Here is an 18,879-nt window from a genome sequence, read left to right on the forward strand (position 1 = left end):
TTTTAATGCTCATCTGCCTTACCAATTTTCTATATTTGTTTAAATACATTTGACACAAAACTCAGCACATAAACGCTTATGGAATCCGTAAAATCTTCACCAACAGAGCGTACCTACACTACCGACGAAGCATTTCAGGCTTCACTTCAATATTTCAGGGGAGACGACCTTGCAGCCCGCGTTTGGGTGAATAAATATGCACTGAAAGACTCTTATGGAAACCTCTACGAGCGTACACCGGACGATATGCATCACCGGATCGCGGGTGAGATCGCGCGCATTGAGCAACGATATCCGAATCCGCTGAGCGAGGATGAAATCTTTGATCTGGTAAAAGATTTTAAATACATCATTCCGCAGGGCAGTCCCATGACAGGCATTGGCAATCCCTATCAAATTGCCTCCCTGTCCAACTGTTTCGTGATCGGTAATAATGGAAATTCCGATTCCTATGGCGGTATTATGAAGATCGATCAGGAGCAGGTGCAGCTGATGAAGCGCCGCGGAGGTGTGGGTCACGACCTCTCCTACATCCGCCCGAAAGGCTCTCCGGTCAAAAACTCTGCGCTTACATCAACCGGTATTGTGCCGTTTATGGAGCGCTTTTCCAATTCCACCCGTGAAGTAGCGCAGGATGGCAGGCGGGGCGCATTAATGCTCTCTGTGGCAATCCGGCATCCCGATTCCGAAAAGTTCATTGATGCCAAGCTGGAACAGGGCAAAGTGACCGGCGCCAATGTTTCCGTACGGATTGACGATGAGTTCATGCGTGCTGTGGACTCCAACGGAGCTTACGTACAGCAATACCCTGTTGACAGCCCGGAACCCACCCACAAGCAAGAAATTGACGCGGCAGGCCTCTGGAAAAAAATCGTGCACAATGCCTGGCAGTCTGCCGAGCCGGGAATCCTGTTCTGGGACACCATTATCCGCGAGTCGGTACCGGACTGCTACGCCGACCTGGGCTACCGCACCATCAGCACCAATCCATGCGGCGAGATCCCGCTTTGCGCTTACGATTCGTGCCGCCTGCTGGCCATCAACCTGTTCTCTTACGTGGAAGACCCATTTACACCGGGTGCAAAATTCAACTGGGACCTGTTTAAAAAGCACATTGGCGCAGCCCAGCGGATGATGGACGATATCATCGACCTGGAACTTGAAAAAGTGGATGCGATCCTGCGGAAAATTGAGGAAGATCCGGAAGAGGAAGAAGTGAAACGCGTTGAACGCAACCTTTGGCTGAACATACAAACCAAAGCCCGCGAAGGCCGCCGGACAGGGATCGGCATTACGGCTGAAGGTGATATGCTGGCGGCATTGGGCCTGCGCTACGGAAGCGACGAAGGAACAAGCTTTTCGGTAGAAATACATAAAACAGTGGCGCTGGAAGCTTACCGCAGCTCGGTACATACAGCCCGCGAAAGAGGTGCTTTCACCATTTTTGACTCCGAGCGGGAGAAAAACAATCCATTTATCCTGCGCCTGAAAGAAGCAGATGCACAGTTGTACTATGAAATGCTTGAATACGGCCGCCGAAACATTGCATTGCTGACCATTGCTCCCACTGGTACCACAAGCCTGATGTCACAAACCACTTCGGGCATTGAGCCGGTGTTTTTGCCGGTTTATAAAAGAAGAAGGAAAGTTAATCCCAATGATAAGGACGTGCGGGTGGACTTTGTGGATGAGGTAGGCGATTCCTGGGAAGAGTACATCGTATTTCACCACCGGTTCAGGCAATGGATGGAGGTAAATGGTTACGATATTACGCGCAATTACAGCCAGAAAGAGCTTGACGAACTTGTCAAAAAATCGCCCTACTACAAGGCAACTTCCAATGATGTGGATTACCTGAAAAAGGTGAAGATGCAGGGCGCGATCCAGAAATGGGTAGATCATTCGATCAGCGTGACGATCAACATGCCCAATGATGTGACCGAAGAGCTGGTCGGCGAATGTTACCTTGAAGCCTGGAAAGCAGGCTGCAAAGGCGTAACCGTGTACCGCGACGGCTCACGCTCCGGCGTGCTGATTGCCGCATCGGAAAAAGAAGACAAGGCGGAAGCTGCTGCCCTGGCGCCTTTTCCTACCGAGCGTCCGCAGGTGCTGGAAGCTGATATTGTTCGTTTTCAAAACAAAAAGGACAAGTGGATTGCATTCATCGGCATTCTTGACGGCCGGCCTTATGAAATATTTACAGGCTTCGCCGATGATGACGATGGTATCCTGCTGCCGCGCTGGGTAAATGAAGGTTTGATCATCAAAAACCGGGAAAATGACGGAAGCTCCCGGTATGATTTCCAATACAAAAATGCACGGGGCTATAAGACGACCATTGAAGGGCTATCGTACAAGTTTAACCCTGAGTACTGGAACTATGCAAAACTGATATCAAGTACCCTGCGCCATGGCATGCCCATTGAAAAGGTAGTAGACCTGATCAGCAGCCTTCAGCTTGATGAAGCGATCAACACCTGGAAAGCGGGCGTGGCGCGCGCATTGAAACGCTACATTCCCGACGGTACCGAGGCTGCCAGACAAAAATGCCTCAATTGCAGCTCCACCAACCTGATGTACCAGGAAGGCTGTCTTACCTGCAAAGACTGCGGCTCCTCCAAATGCGGATGATAGAAAATAGGTTTCTGTAACAAAAAAATACCCCTGCGAAGTCAGTTGCTTTACGGGGGTATTTTTTTGTTACAGAAACTTTTACCGGATAAAAACAGGACGGTGCCAGCATCTTCCCGAAAGTGCTAAAAATAAAAAAAGCCACTTTTTCAAGTGGCTTTCGGTGTAGCGGGAGCTGGACTCGAACCAGCGACCTTTGGGTTATGAGCCCAACGAGCTACCAACTGCTCCATCCCGCGGTGTTGGTGAATGGGAGTGCAAACATACACGGCCGTTTGGGAAAAAACAACTACTTTTGTAAAAAAAATAAAAAAAGTAAAAGCGGAGCCGCTTTTTGACACTTACATGAGTGAATCAACAGAACCAGATATTCCATTTCGCAGCTATCGGGCAGGGTTTGTGAGCATTATTGGAAAGCCCAACGTCGGGAAGTCGACCCTGATGAATGTGCTGGTGGGCGAAAAAATGTCCATTATCACATCTAAAGCCCAAACTACCCGTCACCGGATTATGGGTATCCTTAACGGAACGCACGAAGATGTTCCCTTTCAGCTTGTGTACTCGGATACACCCGGCGTGATGAAGCCTTCGTACAAGTTGCATGACTCCATGATGACCTTTGTAAAGGGCTCGCTGGAAGATGCGGACATGGTATTGTTTGTGGTGGAAATTGGTGAGAAAGCTGCCGGGCATGAAGTACTTCCCCTGCTGTCCAGAACCGCGTCGCCGGTTATCCTGGTCCTTAACAAAACGGATCTTTCCAATGAAGCGGATGTGAAGCTGAAAATGGAAGAGTGGCAGAATGAGGTGGATCCTGCTGCAATCGTGCCCATTTCGGCATTGGAACAATTTAACATCCAGACCCTTTTTGATGCTGTTATAACCCGCCTTCCTTTTCACCCACCCTATTTTGATGAAGACGAACTAACCGACAAGCCTGAGCGTTTTTTCGCTTCCGAAATTATCCGCGAAAAGATATTTCTGAACTACCGGCAGGAAATTCCTTACAGCTCCGAAGTGGTTGTCAGCGAGTTCAAGGAGAAGGAGGATATCATCGTGATCCGTGCCGAGATCCTTGTGGAGCGCAAAAGTCAGAAAGGTATTATTATCGGTGAGAAAGGTGAAATGCTGAAAAAAATAGGCATTCAGGCCCGCCAGGACCTGGAAGCATTTTTCGGCAAGAAAGTTTTCCTTGAGCAGCATGTAAAGGTAGAGCCCGACTGGCGCAGCAAGGAGAACAAGCTCCGGCAGTTCGGATATAACAACAATGATTAATTTTTTATAAACAAAAAGACCGAAGGACAGGCTTCGCAGCTTGTCCGGACTATTTAAAAGCTAAGTAATGACAAATATTATTTCAATTGTGGGCCGGCCGAATGTCGGGAAATCCACATTATTCAACCGCCTCACCGAAAGCCGCAAGGCGATTATGGACAACCAGAGCGGTGTTACCCGCGACCGCCATTATGGTTACGGGGAATGGACTGATCAGTATTTTACAGTTATAGATACGGGCGGCTACGTAGTTGGCTCGGAAGATATATTTGAAGGCGCGATCCGCGATCAGGTGGAGCTTGCCATTGAGGAATCGACCGTGGTGCTGTTTATGGTAGATACCATGACGGGCCTGACCGATCTTGACAAGGATTTTGCAAACGTGCTGCGCCGGTTCAAAAAGCCGGTGTATCTCGTAGCCAACAAGGCCGAAACAACCGAACGCTACCAGTCGGCAGCGGAGTTTTACGAACTGGGACTGGGCGAACAGATCTTTGCGATTTCTGCGCAGACAGGCTTTGGTACGGGCGAGCTGCTGGACGAGGTGATCAAACACTTTGATACGGCAGGCGTTGAAAATCCTGAGCAGGGTATTCCGCGCATTGCGATCATGGGCCGTCCGAATGTAGGCAAATCATCATTCCTGAACGTACTGACCGGTACCGACAGGAGCATTGTAACCGATATCGCCGGCACCACCCGCGATGCGATCCACACGCATTACAAGGCATTCGGGATGGAATTTATCCTTACCGATACGGCGGGAATCCGCCGCAAATCACGCGTAAAAGAGGATATTGAATATTACTCCACACTGCGCTCCGTAAAAGCCATGGAAGAGTCTGATGTGGTGATTGTACTGCTGGACGCTACACTGGGACTTGAAGGCCAGGACATGAACATCATCGGACAAGCCGATAAAGCGAAAAAAGGGATCGTGATCATGGTCAACAAATGGGACCTTGTAGAAAAGGATTCTAAAACGGCCGATGCTTACAAGAAAAACCTGCTGGAAAAGCTGGCGCCCATGAACTACATGCCGATCATCTTTGCTTCGGTGGTAGAAAAGCAGCGCATACACCAGGTAATGGAAAAAGCAATGGAAGTGTACCAGAACAAGACGAAGAAGATCTCGACTTCCAAGCTGAACGACGTCATGCAGGCTGAAATTGAAAAATATCCGCCGCCGGCACACAGGGGTAAGTACATCAATATCAAGTACATGATCCAGTTGCCTACCCCCTCGCCGACCTTCGTGTTCTTTTCAAGTCATCCCAAGTATGTTCAGGAACCGTACAAGCGTTACCTCGAAAATCGTATGCGGGAAAACTTTGATTTTTCAGGCGTACCTATCACGATGTTCTTCAGGGAGAAGTAATTACGTCTTTTTTATTATATCAAAATGCCAGGTCTCCGATCTGGCATTTTACGTTTCATCGGGATCATACTTTGTTTCAGGCATCATTCACCCCGCTTCATCATTTTTTATTTCTCAGCTGCAACGTTTGAAGGTAACTTCACATCTGTAAACCGGCGGCTGACCTGCAAAAAGTACCTGATAAAAAAATTTCATAATTTTTGTTAAAAACAAGGTACTATGTATTGCAAGATACCTAATGAAACATATATATTTGTAGAGTCAATTAGTTACACTGATTTCTGAACGACTGAAACAACGCTGAGCCATGAAAACTGTTAAATTGTTTATTATCTTTTTACTTTTCAGCCTTCACGCAGGTGCTACCGGGTATTCACACAATATGTTTGTAGCCCACAAAAAGCTGCAGGGTGTTTACGCTCCTGCGGAAAAGCCCGCAGTAAAAAAGGCGCGGACCTGGAAAGTGAAACCCCAAAACCAGGTTTCAGCCGGTCAGAACAAAGTTATCAGCAAGGCAACTACGCTGAATGAGCGTGTACTCGAAGAAGGTCCCGAATCATTTTTTAACAAGGAAGCAGCCGCGGAAACCGACAAGACGATCGTTACCAAGCTTGTTGAAATGGTTAAATGTGTGGTATATGCATTCGTTGGGTATCCTGCCCTGAGCTGAGCCAGGTAACAGACCAACAAAAAGAGCTGAGGCGGTGCGCCTCAGCTCTTTTTTATTTTACCCCACGACATTCGTCAGGGTACCGATGGGTTCGATTGAAATGTGGATTATATCGCCTTTTTCCAGTGTGAAATCAGACTCCGGTACAATGCCTGTACCCGTCATCAAATACGCACCCTGCGGAAAATCCAGCTCCCTGAAAAGGAATTTAAGCAGCTCGTCTGCCTTCCGCTTCATTTGCGCGAGCGTAACTTCTCCTGCAAATACTTCGGTGCCGCCACGTACAATTGCAATGTCAATGACTGTATCCTCGGGCAATGCATATTCGGGTACATACAGGCAGGGACCCAATGCAGCGCTGCCGGTGTAGGTTTTGGCCTGCGGCAGGTACAGGGGGTTCTCTCCTTCAATGCTCCTTGAACTCATATCGTTGCCGATGGTATAACCCACCAGCGTTCCCGTAGACGAAGCAAAAAGCGTCAGTTCAGGCTCGGGGACATTCCAGGACGAGTCGCGCCGGATACGTACCGTACCATGATTACCTACTACCCGCGCAGGTGATGATTTGAAAAACAACTCGGGCCGCTCTGCCTCGTAAACCCTGTCATAAAAAGAACCTCCTCCGGCAACTTCCGACTCTTCCATCCGTGCTGTGCGGCTGCGGTAGTAAGTAACGCCTGACGCCCACACCTCCTGCGAACCGATCGGCGCCAGCAGCTCAGGCATCGGGATATCATCCGTAAATGTCAGCGGAATGAGATCGGCTGAATGGATTTCGAGCCAGTCGTACAGGTTATCGCGGTTGACGACCTCATCCCAGTCTGTCTGGTGCAGACGGTAGAAAAGGTCGCTTTTTTCAAGCAAAATGCCGTTTTGAGTTTTGTATAGTTTCATAAAAACAGACGTTATTTCAGACTGAATAAGCTTTTTGAACAAATATCATACTCTAAAATAACTACTCTCCTGAAAAACGATCAGGCTACACCTTCAATCCGGAGCGGCATCAATGCGGTATTTTTTCTTTTAAAAAGTCAGCAGTGTAATTCCCGGAAAGTTTGATCATTTCTTCGGGTGTACCTGCAAAAGTGAGGTACCCGCCGCCGTCGCCACCTTCCGGCCCGAGATCCAGGATCCAGTCCGCACTCTTGATCACCTCCATGTTATGTTCAATGATGATCACGGTGTCACCCTGCTCCACCAATGCATTGATCGCTTTCAGCAACTTCTTGATATCATGAAAATGGAGGCCCGTGGTAGGTTCGTCGAAGATAAAGAGCGTCTTCCCTTTGCTGCTGCTGCCTTTTCCTAAGAATGACGCCAGCTTTACACGCTGTGCCTCCCCGCCGGACAAAGTATTGGACGACTGGCCCAAACCCACATAACCCAGCCCTACTTCCTGCAAAGGCAGCAGTTTTTCGACCAGTTTCGGCTCCACATCCCTGAAAAATTCGATGGCTTCATCCACCGTCATGTCGAGGATTGCAGCCACGTCTTTGTCCTGATAGCGTACTTCCTGTATTTCCTGTTTGAAGCGTTTTCCATTGCATCCCTCACAGGTCAGGTATATATCGGCCATAAACTGCATTTCGATTTTGACCTGGCCCTCACCCTGACAAACCTCGCAGCGGCCCCCGTCCACATTAAATGAAAAATGGGAAGGCTTGTAGCCCCTGGCTTTCGATAGTGGCTGGTCGGCCATCATCTGGCGGATGTAATCGTAGGCTTTGATGTAAGTAACCGGATTAGACCGCGACGATTTCCCGATCGGGTTCTGATCGATCATTTCTATGGCTTCAATCCTGTCAATACTGCCGCTGAGCTCATCAAATTTGCCCACGTCTTCGCTGAACTCGCCTTTGGTGCGCATCAGTGCAGGATAAAAAACCTTGCGGATGAGCGTCGACTTACCCGAGCCGCTCACTCCTGTGACCACGGTCAGTACATTCAGCGGAATTTTTACATCAAGGTCTTTCAGGTTGTTTTCTCTGGCACCTTTAATTTCGAGAAAATGCAATGGTTTTCTCCTGATTTTAGTCAGAGGAATGTCTTCTTTGCCCAGGAGGAAGTCCAGCGTATGTGATGGAAATTCGGTTTGTTCTTCCTGGTCCTCATTGCCCAACTCCCTGATATCTTCCCAGCTTCCCTGAAAAACAACATGTCCGCCCCCGGTGCCGGCTTCCGGACCAATGTCGATGATCTGGTCGGCTGCATGCATGACTTCTTCCTCGTGCTCTACCACAATCACCGTATTTCCAAGGTCACGCAGAGATTCCAAAACACCTACGAGGCGCTTCGTATCCCTCGGATGCAATCCGATACTGGGCTCATCCAGAATGTACATGGACCCTACCAATGCACTTCCGAGGGAAGTAGCCAGCTTGATCCGCTGAAATTCACCTCCGGAAAGTGTACTGGTCAGCCGGTTGAGTGTAAGATAACCCAGGCCTACTCGGATCATGTATTCCAGGCGGTTCTGGATTTCTACCAAAACCCGGCGTCCTACCTCGCGCTCATGCTCATTGAGGGTGAGGGTCGCAAAAAATGTCGAAACCTCGGCGATGGGCATTAATACCAGATCCGTAATAGACTTGCCGCCTACTTTCACGTACGACGCATCCTTTCTCAGGCGCGAGCCCCGGCAGTCAGGACAGGTGGTACGGCCTCGAAACCGCGACAGCATTACCCGGTACTGGATCTTGTAAGTCTGTGTTTCGATTTCGGCAATAAATGCATTGATCCCCTGAAAGTACTGGTTTCCGGTCCAGAGCAGGTCTTTCTGAGCCTGTGTAAGATCTTTATACGGACGATGAATGGGGAAGTCGAATTTGGTACCATTGCGCACAAGAGGCACCAGCCACTCACTCATCTTTTCAGAACGCCAGGGTGCAATAGCACCTTCGTATACAGAAAGGTTTTTGTCGGGAATGATCAGGTCCGGGTCAATACCCAGGATTTTACCAAAACCCTCACACCTTTTACAAGCGCCATAAGGATTATTGAAACTGAACAAATTGACACTCGGCTCCTCGAAAATTATTCCGTCAAGCTCAAACCGATCCGAAAAGAACTTTCTTTCGCCACCCACTACCTGCACCATGCAATCTCCTTCTCCTTCAAAAAAGGCAGTCTGCACCGAATCCGAAAGGCGGTACTGCGTATCTTCATCGTCGTGCCGGACACCGGCCCGGTCTACCACAATGTTGATACGGTTACCTGCCTGGGCATAAGCTTCCGGCTTTTCAAGTACTTCTTCAATCGCCACAACCTCATCATTGAGCTCAATGCGGTTGTAGCCTTTGGAAAGCAGAATGGTAAGTTCCTCCTGCTGTGTACGGCCCTCGCGCACCAGCAAAGGCGCGAGTACCATTACCCGGCTGCCCTCTTCATGCCCGAGTATGAAGTTGACCACGTCGGTCACGGCATCTTTTTTCACTATTTCACCGGACACCGGCGAGTACGTGCGCCCTACCCGTGCGAAAAGAAGTTTCAGGTAATCATAAATTTCGGTGGAAGTCCCCACAGTTGAGCGCGGGTTCCTGGTATTCACCTTCTGCTCAATGGCGATGGCCGGCGAAATCCCTTTGATATACTCCACCTCAGGCTTTTCCATACGTCCGAGAAACTGCCTGGCATAGCTGCTCAGACTTTCCACGTACATCCGCTGGCCTTCGGCAAAAAGGGTATCAAAAGCCAGGGATGATTTTCCCGAGCCCGAGAGCCCGGTCACGACCACCAGCTTGTTTCTGGGTATTGCTATGTCAACATTCTTAAGATTATTGACCTTGGCACCTTTGATCAGAATGTATTTTCTGGGGTCAAGATCATCAAATCGGGAAGCTTCAATCCGCTTTACGGGTGAGTTCGTCATAAAAAATCAGGTGAAAAAACGAGGGCTACCGGCGGCAGCCCTATCCTTTTACTAACCAAAAGCCGGGGTATTTAGTTTAATGATTCAGGAGCCTGGCGATGGGTTTACCCATTCCGCAATGCAGTTGTGGAAGTTGTAAAAACCATTCCCTTTTCTGATGCATCCGCAAAGATGGGATCGGCCAGGTGGCCCCAGTTGGTTACGTCCGACATGCAGTCGGTCAGTACTTTCACTTTCGGAGCCAATTCAGGGACATATTTCAGAAGCTGATCAATGCTGGTTGCCACGCAATGCGAGCGGGCTTCTCCGGCAATCAGTATTTCATCAAACGTACCAAGCGAAGCCAGCAGCGCCTGGTCGAGACTGGTTTCGGGTGCTCCCTCCACAGGTACCTGCGCCCTGAAAATCCCGAAATGCTCGGTCAGCGGGTTGGTACCTTTTACAATGGCCGTGTAGTCTTTGCCTGTACGATGGGTCCAGGCGAGTACCGCACTCAGCACGGTATCGTCCAGTGCAGCTCCTTTTGATCCGACAAGACAATGCTCCGGCCAGATGAAATGCCCGAATGCTCCCTCACTTTCCAGCTTTTCCAGGTATGTGAGCACATACTCGTAGTGGTAGCGCGGCACCCATCTGCCGGCTTTTACGGCATCAGCGGTAATCAATGTAAATGGCGCTACTGTGTTTCCGTTGGCATCTTCCCAAAACAGCGGGTGTGCGATATCCAGCACCCGATGCGTATCCAGCGTCACAAAAATGCTGTCGATCTTTTCACCTTCCAGTGCGATCAGGGCGGCTATGCGCTCCACGTCCTTTTCAGCACCCGGTACGTACAGGGTACCCGCAGGATTACAGAAATCAAACTGTGCATCAATAATGAGCAAGGCAACTTTTCTCATAGACCCGGTATCAAGTTTTGCTCAAATGTGCCACACTTCGGGCAGTTCGAGCTGGCGTGCGTACTGCTTTGAACACAGGCTGAATACAGCCTTCAGCATACGGTTCACATCCTCTAAATAATCGAACCTGTAATCTTCGTTGAGGCGATTGAGTCCGTTTACGACGGTTTGTGCTTTTTTGGCGATGTACAATGCACACGGATCAGCGCGGCTCGAATAGGTTTTGAGCGTATCGCGGTGTGTTTCCAGGAAGGTGTTGAGCAGCAGCAGGTTCAGTTCCAGGCCGCCCTGCTTGTCTTTGGTCACCTTTACATGGTAGGCAATATCAGAACTCAGCCCGCGTATGTCGGCCAGTACCCAGCCGGGTGTGTTCTGGTTGAATTTTGAAATTCTGATGATGCGTGATGTCAGCTCCTCACGCCTCTCCGGTATGGTTGCGCTGTCTTCAATCAGCTCGAAGTGCAGCTTGTCAACCAGCGCCTTATCCTTCGCAATCAGCCGCAGCAGCAGCTTGTCCTTTTCCTTCGCGGGCATCTGAATTACCGCTTTTTTAAGCTGATCGGGTAAAGCCATTAAGGTGTATTTGGTAATTAAAATTCAGAAATCCGACTTCTGACCTTAACTTTATGAGCCCCAGGAAGCCATAAAGTTTTTTGACAAAAATATCAGATATGCCCAAATATCCATCGATAGCTTTATGTATTGCCCTTGTTTTCACCTTCCTTTTTACCCTTTTACAGCACACCCCCGGCCTGCCTTCTTTTGATGATTACGACACGACGCTGGCATTCATCCGGAAGTTTTATTTTGAAAACACCACGGTCGGCGAAAAGGCTGCAACGCTCTTCAGCCGGCACAATGAGCATCGTATCCTGATCTCCAAATCAGCTGCTGCCCTTTATTACGCCATTTTTCACAAGCTCAGCTTTGCACACCTGGTTTATTTTCAGAACTGCTTTTTATTCGGATTTTTTGGGCTCATGCTCGCCATCATGCGCCGCAATGGGTTGCTCAATGCAGGAAATGTACTTTTTGCGGTCACATTCCTGTTCGGACTGGCTTTCTGGCAGGTAACATTCTATTACTGGGGCGGAATACAGCATTATACGGTATTTTTCTTCTCATTTCTCAGCCTCTTCCTGCTCGATCGTTCGACCAGGGCATTTAGCGGGCATTTTGCAGCGGCCCTGGCTGCGGCTACTATTGCAGTATTTACTTTCGGAAACGGATTTCTGGTACTTCCGGTCGGTGCTTTTTTACTTTTTGTACAAAAGAAAAAAACAATGCTGTACAGCTGGCTCCTGGTTTCGGCGATACTTTCCCTGCTAACCTTCCTGCACATGCCCGAAAGTGCGGCCAAGGTAGTGCCCTTCCGTATAGACTGGATGGCACGGCTGTTTTTTACTTTTCTGGGCAGCTTTATCTATATCAATCCGGCTGCCGGACAGGTACCCAACATCATTCTTTGCATGGGTGCCGGGCTGGCTGTACTTGTGTTCTGGCTGTGGCTGCTGCGGAGTGGCTATGCATTCCGTAACCCGTTGCTTTACGGCCTGCTAACGCTGCCCATCCTGACGGGCCTCATCATATCTATATCCAGGTTTGACACCAAAGCAGCGGGCGGCATTGCACCAAGGTACATGTTTTTTACCGCCAGTATTCCGGTACTCCTGTTCCTGATTGGGCTTGATTTGAAGATTTTACGAAAAAAATGGATTAACCCGATTGTCTTTGCGTCTGTTGTACTTTGGGGCGTTGTGTACTATAACAATCTGCGCGAGCTTGAAAAGACAAATACCGGGCTGGTGCAGACAATCAAACGCTGGCAAAAAGACCCTGGCACAGCCCTGGTATACTACCGGGAAGCAGCACCCTACTCGGAAATGCTGCAATGGGCCGTGGACCGGAAGGTGGTTGAACTCGATGATGCAATACTCCGCAACCCTGACCCGAAATGATGTGCTGATTTCTCAAAACCGTATTTCGGCACTAACTTGCAGCCCTTTTAGATTACGATTTGTATGGTTTCAGTAGCTATGTGCACTTACAACGGCGAGCGGTTCCTGCCTGAGCAGTTGAAGAGCATTGCAGGGCAGACGGTACCAGTTGACGAGCTGATTGTGTGCGACGACCGGTCATCGGATTCCACCGTGCAGATCATCCGGGATTTTGCAAAAACAGTCTCCTTTCCTGTACAGATTCATATTAATGAGCAGAATCTGGGCTCTACCAGGAACTTCGAAAAGTGCCTCTCCCTATGCAGTGGTGACCTTATATTCCTGTGCGACCAGGACGATATCTGGCGGGCCGACAAGGTAAGTGTACAAAAAAATTACCTCGATACTCACCCAGATATTGATGCCGTATTTTCGGATGCGATGATGGTTAATGATGATTCCCAACCTACGGGGCGGACCATCTGGCAGGAAATTGAGTTTGATGAAGTAAGCCAAAAGCAATGGACAGACGGCAAGCCGCATGAGATTCTGTTCCATGGGTTTGTGGTAACGGGCGCTACGCTGGCTTTGCGGAAATCTGCACTCGAAAGGCTCACTCCTTTTCCTACCCACGTTCCCGACCTGATCCACGACGCATGGATTGCAATGCTCCTCAGCCTGCAGAACAAAATTGATTTCATTGCAGACACCCTGATCTCCTACCGCGTGCATTCGAGCCAGCAGGTAGGGTTTGGGGCTAAAATGGAGAAGGTGCAGCTGAAAGACAGATTTACGAGGGAACGTGAGCAAAAGCTGCTGCCGCTGCGGGAAAAAGCCGGTAAGCTGCATGATCTGTACATGCTCCTCAGGTCGGTACCATTTGTGCCCAGGGAAAAGCTGGCAAGGCTCCATCTTTCACAGAAACACTTTTACAGCCGGGCGTCACTGCCCGAGAAGAGGTACCAGCGTGTGACACCGATTGTCAATCAGCTGATCCGCGGCTATTATCGTTTCAGCAGTAAAGACTGGTGGCTACCTGCCATCGGCGATTTACTCGAATAAATATTCATTTAAACGTGAAAAAACCTGGCACTTCGGCTGCGGTGATCATTCCGGTATACCAGTACCCGCTATCAGCGAATGAAGCATTATCGCTGCGGCAGTGCATAGCGGTGCTTGGGCATTATCCTGTAAAAATCATAAAGCCGCACAGGCTGGATGTACAGGAATTGCAGGATCAATACCCGACACTTGATATCTTATCGCTTGATGATGCGTCTTTTGAAAGCATTGCAGCTTACAACAGTTTGCTTACGTCAGTCGGTTTTTACCAGCTTTTTTCCTCATTTGAATACATCCTGATTTACCAGCTCGATGCTTACGTGTTCAGGAACGAGCTCGCGGAATGGTGTGCCAAGGGGTATGACTATATCGGTGCACCGTCTCTTCATCAGCCTGCATTTAATGCATTAGCGGGTGCCCAGGCCCATATCATGGCGAAAGGGCTGTCGGGCAGGCGGGTGGTTTTCAATGGAGGCCTTTCGCTCCGGCGTATTCCTGCCATCATCCGCTATCTCCAAATTTACAACCGCTTTTACCCGGCCTGGAAAGGTAATGAGGATATGCTTTTTTCACAGGAATCCACGCGGTTGTTGCCGATGAAGCTATTTTTGAAATTGCCGGAGTGGCGGGAGGCATTGCATTTTGCATTTGAAAAAAGCCCGGCTGCTACCTTCGAACTGACCGGTCACAAACTGCCTTTTGCCTGTCACGCCTGGGAGCGCTACGATCCCCAGTTCTGGTCAGCTTATATTTCCTGAAAGGGTTTAACTTTGGTGTTTAACAATTTTTAACAAACTATCCTGCCTCTTACCTGCGTTCTTGCTGTTATTTGATTTTAAAACCATCCGTCAACAGTTATGAACCCTAAGTTGCTTTCCGGTTTCTTTTGCTTCATCTGGCTTTCAGTGAGTGCTGCCTGTGCGCAGGTTACTGAAAATCCCAAGGTAGAAGAGCAGTCGGCGACCTACGTGAAAATCAAGAGAGTAGAGCTGACCGATAGTCAAACCATCATTCATTTACAGTTTACAGAAAAGCCGGGAAAATCGCAGCTGAAATTGTTTGGCCTGCCCGACCAGTTGATGCCGGGTGCAAGCCAGATCTGGCTCGACCCTGAAACCCGCCTCTACAAACCCGGGGAAATTGAAAAGAAATTTAAGCTTATCAAAGCCGAAAATATCCCCACTGACCCGACCCGAAAGAATGTAGCACCCGGCGAAACCGTCAATTTTGTTGCTTATTTTGAAAGACTGACGCCGGGTATCGAGATTTTTGATTTTTACGAAGGAAGAAGTTCCGCAGGATCACAATCCTGGAATTTCTATGGCATCCACATCACCAATCCTGAAAAGAAGTCAGCAGCCAGAAGTGCCAGGGCTGGCACTAAAGCCACGCCACCGGCCAAAAAACCAGTAACTATTACGCCCCCGGCAACACCTGCTCCCGCTGCACCGGACAATAGTATGGCTGTAATCAGGGGAACGGTCTTCAATGCCAAAACCAGGCAGCCGGTAAGTGCCAGGATCTCGTATGTGGAAAAAGGGGATTCGCTCGAAATCAGCTCGTCCTCGGGCAAGTACCGGGTCGGGGTTGACCCTGCGGGCAGCTATGAGCTGCGTATCAGTGCCAAAGGTTTTTATGGACAGACCGTCCGCATCTCTCCGGCGGATTCTTCCGGCATAACTATGTTTGACAATGATATCTACCTGGCACCGCTTACTGCCGGCGAAACCGTAAACCTGCCTAACATCTACTTTGAAACCTCCAAGTTCACACTCTTGCCGGAATCATTCCCTGAGCTCGACAGGCTGGTGGGCGTACTGAAAGACAATCCTTCTATCCGCATCCGGGTGGAGGGGCATACCGACAATGTAGGTGATTTTGATAAAAACCTGGAACTCTCGCGCAAACGCGCCGAGTCCGTGCGGGACTATCTTACCGGAAAAGGCGTAAGTGCCGACCGGATAGAGGCCAAAGGTTATGGAGCCACGCGCCCGCTGACCCAGGGCAGTGCAGAGGAGCGCAAGAAAAACCGCCGTGTTGAATTTGTGATTCTTGATAACTAATACAGTATTAAGGCCTGCCGATGATCGTCGGCAGGCCTTGCGGCTGTCAGGTACGCTTGGCTTAGCGAGCCTTGATGATGTTGGTAAACTCCCGCGATTTGAGGGAAGCACCTCCCACCAGTCCACCGTCGATATCCGGGGAAGCAAAGAGCTCCGCTGCGCTGGCAGCTGTGACGCTCCCGCCATACAGGATCGAGATTTCCTCGGCAACTTCTCTCCCATATTTTTCAGCAATGTGCCCGCGCAGTGCTGCGTGCATTTCCTGCGCCTGCTCGGCAGAGGCAGTAAGCCCGGTACCAATCGCCCAGATGGGTTCGTACGCGATCACTACCGCCTGCAGTTGCTCGGGGGTTAAATGAAACAGGCTTTCGGTCAGCTGATTTTTTACAAAACCAATGTAATCCGAATTCTGGCGCTGTTCCAGGGACTCACCGCAGCAGAAAATGGGTGATACAACATTGGCCAGGGCCGTGTTGACCTTTTCTGCCAGTACTGCATTGCTTTCATTGAAGTACTGACGACGCTCGCTGTGTCCGATGAGTACATACCCGATCCCTGCAGATTGCAGCATGGCAGCAGAAATTTCTCCTGTAAATGCGCCCGATACCTTGTCGGAGCAGTTTTGAGCTGCAAGATCAAAACGGGATGAATCTTCAATATATCTTTTGATAACCGGCAGGTAAAGTGCGGGTGGGCAAAGGATCACTTTCACGTCACCCTGAACTTCATCATTTACCATATTGACAAGCTCCGAAGTAAGCGCAACTGCTTCATCCATAAGCTTGTTCATCTTCCAGTTACCTGCTACAATTTTCTTTCGCATGTGAAAATTTTTATTGTGAGAAAATGCCATTTAACGCAACAAAATTACCACTATTTCATCATTTCCATGATTATATATCAACGTTGATGTCAAATACAGGAAATAAGTAAAATTCGAGATTTTTTTGTGTTTATTTAAGCTCAAATCAGTTACTTTTACCTTATAGACCGGGCAATGCCAACGTGATTGCCCATGAACACAGAAGATCATAAACAGACCAATAATCCTATTATAGTCAACGTGTTAAATGCGTGTATGTGAATATTTCTAACGAAAGAACCAAGAAAGGAGGCCACGATGAAAACGTCTATGTGGTTGTTGTTAACGGTCACACTTTTTACCCCTGCCGTAATACTCGCCGGGTCTGATAAAGACCATCCTGTATCTGAGGAAAAATACGGTTACTTTCTCGACCGCAATTACAAGTCTGCCCGCATTCCCTTTGAGCTGCATTCCAACCTGATCATCCTGTATGCAAAGATCAATGATACTGACTCACTGCGGTTTATACTCGATACCGGTGTAAGTTCCATTATTATCACAGACCCCTACGTACTGAAAGCCAACAAGCTGCGCCTTACCCGGAAAGTCAACCTGACGGGAGCGGGTGAGGGCAAGTCCATCTCTGCGCATGTGGCCATTGACAATCAGCTCCAGATGGGAAGGCTGCGGGCCAACCACCAGAACATTGTGGTTCTGGAAGATGATTTTTTACACCTGTCGGAGTATGTGGGCGTACCGGTCCACGGTATTTTCGGGTACGAGATCTTCAACAACTTCGTAGTAACGATTGATTTTTCGAAAAAAGAAATCATCCTGATGCGGCCTGACAGGTACAAGTACAAGAACAGCAAGGGAGACAGGCATCCTTTGATTATTGAGGATACAAAACCTTTTACCGACGCTGTCACGCTTTTTGCCGACGGTCGTGAACATCCTATCCGGGTGCTGATTGACACCGGTGCAGGCCATGCGCTGCTGCTGAACAATACACCGAAAGAATCCTTCCAACTTCCTCAGAAGGTGATCCGGGCGCAGCTGGGACGCGGGTTGAACGGTGTCATTAATGGAAACCTGGGCCGTATTGACCGCCTAAAATTGGGCCGGTTTGAAATGGACAACATTGTTGCCTCATTTCCCGACAGCATTGCATTCGGTGCCAAGCTGCGGCAAGGCAGTGCCCGGCAGGGTAACATCGGCTGCGAGCTCCTGCGCCGATTTAAAGTTACCATGAACTACCAGGAAGGCTACATGGTGCTGAAACCCGTACGCAGCCGCATGCGGGAAAAGTTTGAGCATGATATGAGCGGAATGGAAATACGGGCCGAAGGACAAAATTTCCGGTCATACATTGTCAACCACATTGCAGCCGATTCACCGGCTTCCAAGGCCGGATTGGCAGAAGGAGACCAGTTACTTTTTATTGACGACCATGCCGCTGCCGACCTCAATGTAAGTGATATTTACAAGGTTTTACAACGTGGGGACGGTAAGAATGTGGACCTGCTGGTGAAGCGTAAAGGGGATATTTTCTTTACACAAATCAAGCTCAGGCGCATGATTTGATTACATTTAGAGCCAAACCAAACAGCGGCTTTATTGGAACGCCTCATCGTGACAGAAGATGGGTCACACTCATTGTACAGCACCCGCTTCAACCAGCAATACCATTCACTTCAGGGGGCGGTTGCAGAATCGACCCACATTTACATAAACCTCGGCCTCAAACCCGTTCTCGAAAGTACGGCCGGTACTGTAAAGGTCTTTGAAATGGGCCTGGGAACAGGATTAAATGCATTTCTTGCCTGGAAGCTGGCTGATCAGCTCCAAAAACCCGTTTACTACACTTCCGTAGAAGCCTACCCGGTAAGCCTGGACGAGGCACTTTCCCTCAATTACGATGCGATTACCGGGCAAAAAGGCTTGGCAGACATTCATCAGGCACCCTGGTCTGAAGATTATCCTCTCTCCCCGTTTTTTACCTTCCGGAAAGAGCATTCAACACTGGAAATGTTTGCAGCTGCGGATACTTTCGATGTAACTTTTTATGATGCGTTTGATCCCAGAGTACAGCCTGAGCTCTGGACCGAAACCATTTTTCACAAAATAGCAGCCCAAACCCGGCCCGGCGGCGTACTGGTTACATACTCTTCAAAAGGAATTGTGAAGCGGGCACTGGCCGCTGCAGGCTTTACTGTTGAGCGGCACAAGGGTCCGGGAAGAAAAACCCACGTGCTGAGAGCAATAAAAAATTAGTATACTTGGGCCAATCA

Annotated in this window: 15 protein-coding genes and 1 tRNA gene; 10 read left to right on the plus strand and 6 right to left on the minus strand. The window is 49.1% G+C overall.

From position 1 onward, the window contains the following. Positions 1-78: 78 nt before the first annotated feature. Complete coding sequence (locus HWI92_RS18775) at positions 79-2,631, plus strand: adenosylcobalamin-dependent ribonucleoside-diphosphate reductase (RefSeq protein WP_204658130.1); 2,553 nt, start codon at positions 79-81, stop codon at positions 2,629-2,631. 166 nt (positions 2,632-2,797) lie between these two features. Here the strand turns inward: HWI92_RS18775 and HWI92_RS18780 are convergent. After that, positions 2,798-2,870 (minus strand) — tRNA-Met (locus tag HWI92_RS18780). Positions 2,871-2,976: 106 nt separating this feature from the next. On the opposite strand from HWI92_RS18780, the gene era reads away from it, so the two are divergent. From era to HWI92_RS18795, 3 genes are all read left to right on the plus strand, one after another. Then, positions 2,977-3,906 carry a GTPase Era gene (gene era, locus HWI92_RS18785; RefSeq protein WP_204658132.1) on the plus strand — a complete coding sequence of 310 codons (930 nt, stop codon included), beginning with the start codon at positions 2,977-2,979 and terminating at the stop codon, positions 3,904-3,906. A 67-nt stretch (positions 3,907-3,973) separates the two neighbouring features. Beyond that, on the plus strand, positions 3,974-5,284 hold the full coding sequence (gene der, locus HWI92_RS18790) for a ribosome biogenesis GTPase Der (protein WP_204658134.1): 1,311 nt from the start codon (positions 3,974-3,976) through the stop codon (positions 5,282-5,284). A 307-nt stretch (positions 5,285-5,591) separates the two neighbouring features. Further along, positions 5,592-5,954 (plus strand): hypothetical protein, encoded by a 363-nt coding sequence (locus HWI92_RS18795; protein ID WP_204658136.1) that lies wholly within the window; start codon positions 5,592-5,594, stop codon positions 5,952-5,954. Positions 5,955-6,011: 57 nt separating this feature from the next. Here the strand turns inward: HWI92_RS18795 and HWI92_RS18800 are convergent, their stop codons facing one another. The 4 genes from HWI92_RS18800 to HWI92_RS18815 form a co-directional block, all read right to left on the minus strand. Beyond that, entirely contained in the window at positions 6,012-6,848 is an 837-nt protein-coding gene (locus HWI92_RS18800; protein ID WP_204658138.1) for a fumarylacetoacetate hydrolase family protein, read from the minus strand. 109 nt (positions 6,849-6,957) lie between these two features. Further along, positions 6,958-9,822: an excinuclease ABC subunit UvrA gene (gene uvrA, locus HWI92_RS18805; protein WP_204658140.1), complete on the minus strand. Its 2,865-nt coding sequence runs from the start codon at positions 9,820-9,822 to the stop codon at positions 6,958-6,960. A gap of 104 nt (positions 9,823-9,926) precedes the next feature. Next, entirely contained in the window at positions 9,927-10,721 is a 795-nt protein-coding gene (locus tag HWI92_RS18810; RefSeq protein ID WP_204658142.1) for a cysteine hydrolase family protein, read from the minus strand. 21 nt (positions 10,722-10,742) lie between these two features. Then, positions 10,743-11,294, minus strand: a complete 552-nt coding sequence (locus tag HWI92_RS18815) for a hypothetical protein (protein WP_204658144.1) — start codon at positions 11,292-11,294, stop codon at positions 10,743-10,745. Positions 11,295-11,392: 98 nt separating this feature from the next. Here HWI92_RS18815 and HWI92_RS18820 point away from each other — a divergent pair, with 98 nt between their 5' ends. From HWI92_RS18820 to HWI92_RS18835, 4 genes are all read left to right on the plus strand, one after another. Then, a complete protein-coding gene (locus HWI92_RS18820) occupies positions 11,393-12,679 on the plus strand; it encodes a hypothetical protein (RefSeq protein ID WP_204658146.1) in 1,287 nt (428 codons plus the stop codon). Between the two features lie 63 nt (positions 12,680-12,742). Beyond that, on the plus strand, positions 12,743-13,720 hold the full coding sequence (locus HWI92_RS18825; protein WP_204658148.1) for a glycosyltransferase family 2 protein: 978 nt from the start codon (positions 12,743-12,745) through the stop codon (positions 13,718-13,720). A 14-nt stretch (positions 13,721-13,734) separates the two neighbouring features. Further along, a complete protein-coding gene (locus tag HWI92_RS18830; RefSeq protein WP_204658150.1) occupies positions 13,735-14,478 on the plus strand; it encodes a DUF5672 family protein in 744 nt (247 codons plus the stop codon). A gap of 99 nt (positions 14,479-14,577) precedes the next feature. Beyond that, positions 14,578-15,783 (plus strand): OmpA family protein, encoded by a 1,206-nt coding sequence (locus HWI92_RS18835; protein ID WP_204658152.1) that lies wholly within the window; start codon positions 14,578-14,580, stop codon positions 15,781-15,783. A gap of 61 nt (positions 15,784-15,844) precedes the next feature. On the opposite strand, the gene tpiA is transcribed toward HWI92_RS18835, so the two are convergent. Further along, positions 15,845-16,606, minus strand: a complete 762-nt coding sequence (gene tpiA / locus HWI92_RS18840; RefSeq protein WP_204658154.1) for a triose-phosphate isomerase — start codon at positions 16,604-16,606, stop codon at positions 15,845-15,847. Positions 16,607-16,903: 297 nt separating this feature from the next. Between tpiA and HWI92_RS18845 the strand changes: the two genes are divergently transcribed. Beyond that, complete coding sequence (locus HWI92_RS18845; RefSeq protein WP_204658156.1) at positions 16,904-18,172, plus strand: aspartyl protease family protein; 1,269 nt, start codon at positions 16,904-16,906, stop codon at positions 18,170-18,172. Positions 18,173-18,205: 33 nt separating this feature from the next. After that, the gene (gene mnmC2 / locus HWI92_RS18850; RefSeq protein WP_204658158.1) at positions 18,206-18,862 is read left to right on the plus strand and encodes a tRNA (5-methylaminomethyl-2-thiouridine)(34)-methyltransferase MnmC2; all 657 of its coding nucleotides are present in this window, start codon (positions 18,206-18,208) and stop codon (positions 18,860-18,862) included. The last annotated feature ends 17 nt before the right edge of the window (positions 18,863-18,879 follow it).

This window comes from Dyadobacter sandarakinus, from assembly GCF_016894445.1.
Lineage (GTDB): Bacteria > Bacteroidota > Bacteroidia > Cytophagales > Spirosomataceae > Dyadobacter > Dyadobacter sandarakinus.

Bases quoted from the DNA above. Each gene is read 5' to 3' on its own strand.
- HWI92_RS18775 (WP_204658130.1), top strand. From the start codon at position 79: ATGGAATCCGTAAAATCTTCACCAACAGAGCGTACCTACACTACCGAC.
- era (WP_204658132.1), top strand. From the start codon at position 2,977: ATGAGTGAATCAACAGAACCAGATATTCCATTTCGCAGCTATCGGGCA.
- der (WP_204658134.1), top strand. From the start codon at position 3,974: ATGACAAATATTATTTCAATTGTGGGCCGGCCGAATGTCGGGAAATCC.
- HWI92_RS18795 (WP_204658136.1), top strand. From the start codon at position 5,592: ATGAAAACTGTTAAATTGTTTATTATCTTTTTACTTTTCAGCCTTCAC.
- HWI92_RS18800 (WP_204658138.1), bottom strand. From the start codon at position 6,848: ATGAAACTATACAAAACTCAAAACGGCATTTTGCTTGAAAAAAGCGAC.
- uvrA (WP_204658140.1), bottom strand. From the start codon at position 9,822: ATGACGAACTCACCCGTAAAGCGGATTGAAGCTTCCCGATTTGATGAT.
- HWI92_RS18810 (WP_204658142.1), bottom strand. From the start codon at position 10,721: ATGAGAAAAGTTGCCTTGCTCATTATTGATGCACAGTTTGATTTCTGT.
- HWI92_RS18815 (WP_204658144.1), bottom strand. From the start codon at position 11,294: ATGGCTTTACCCGATCAGCTTAAAAAAGCGGTAATTCAGATGCCCGCG.
- HWI92_RS18820 (WP_204658146.1), top strand. From the start codon at position 11,393: ATGCCCAAATATCCATCGATAGCTTTATGTATTGCCCTTGTTTTCACC.
- HWI92_RS18825 (WP_204658148.1), top strand. From the start codon at position 12,743: ATGGTTTCAGTAGCTATGTGCACTTACAACGGCGAGCGGTTCCTGCCT.
- HWI92_RS18835 (WP_204658152.1), top strand. From the start codon at position 14,578: ATGAACCCTAAGTTGCTTTCCGGTTTCTTTTGCTTCATCTGGCTTTCA.
- tpiA (WP_204658154.1), bottom strand. From the start codon at position 16,606: ATGCGAAAGAAAATTGTAGCAGGTAACTGGAAGATGAACAAGCTTATG.
- HWI92_RS18845 (WP_204658156.1), top strand. From the start codon at position 16,904: ATGAAAACGTCTATGTGGTTGTTGTTAACGGTCACACTTTTTACCCCT.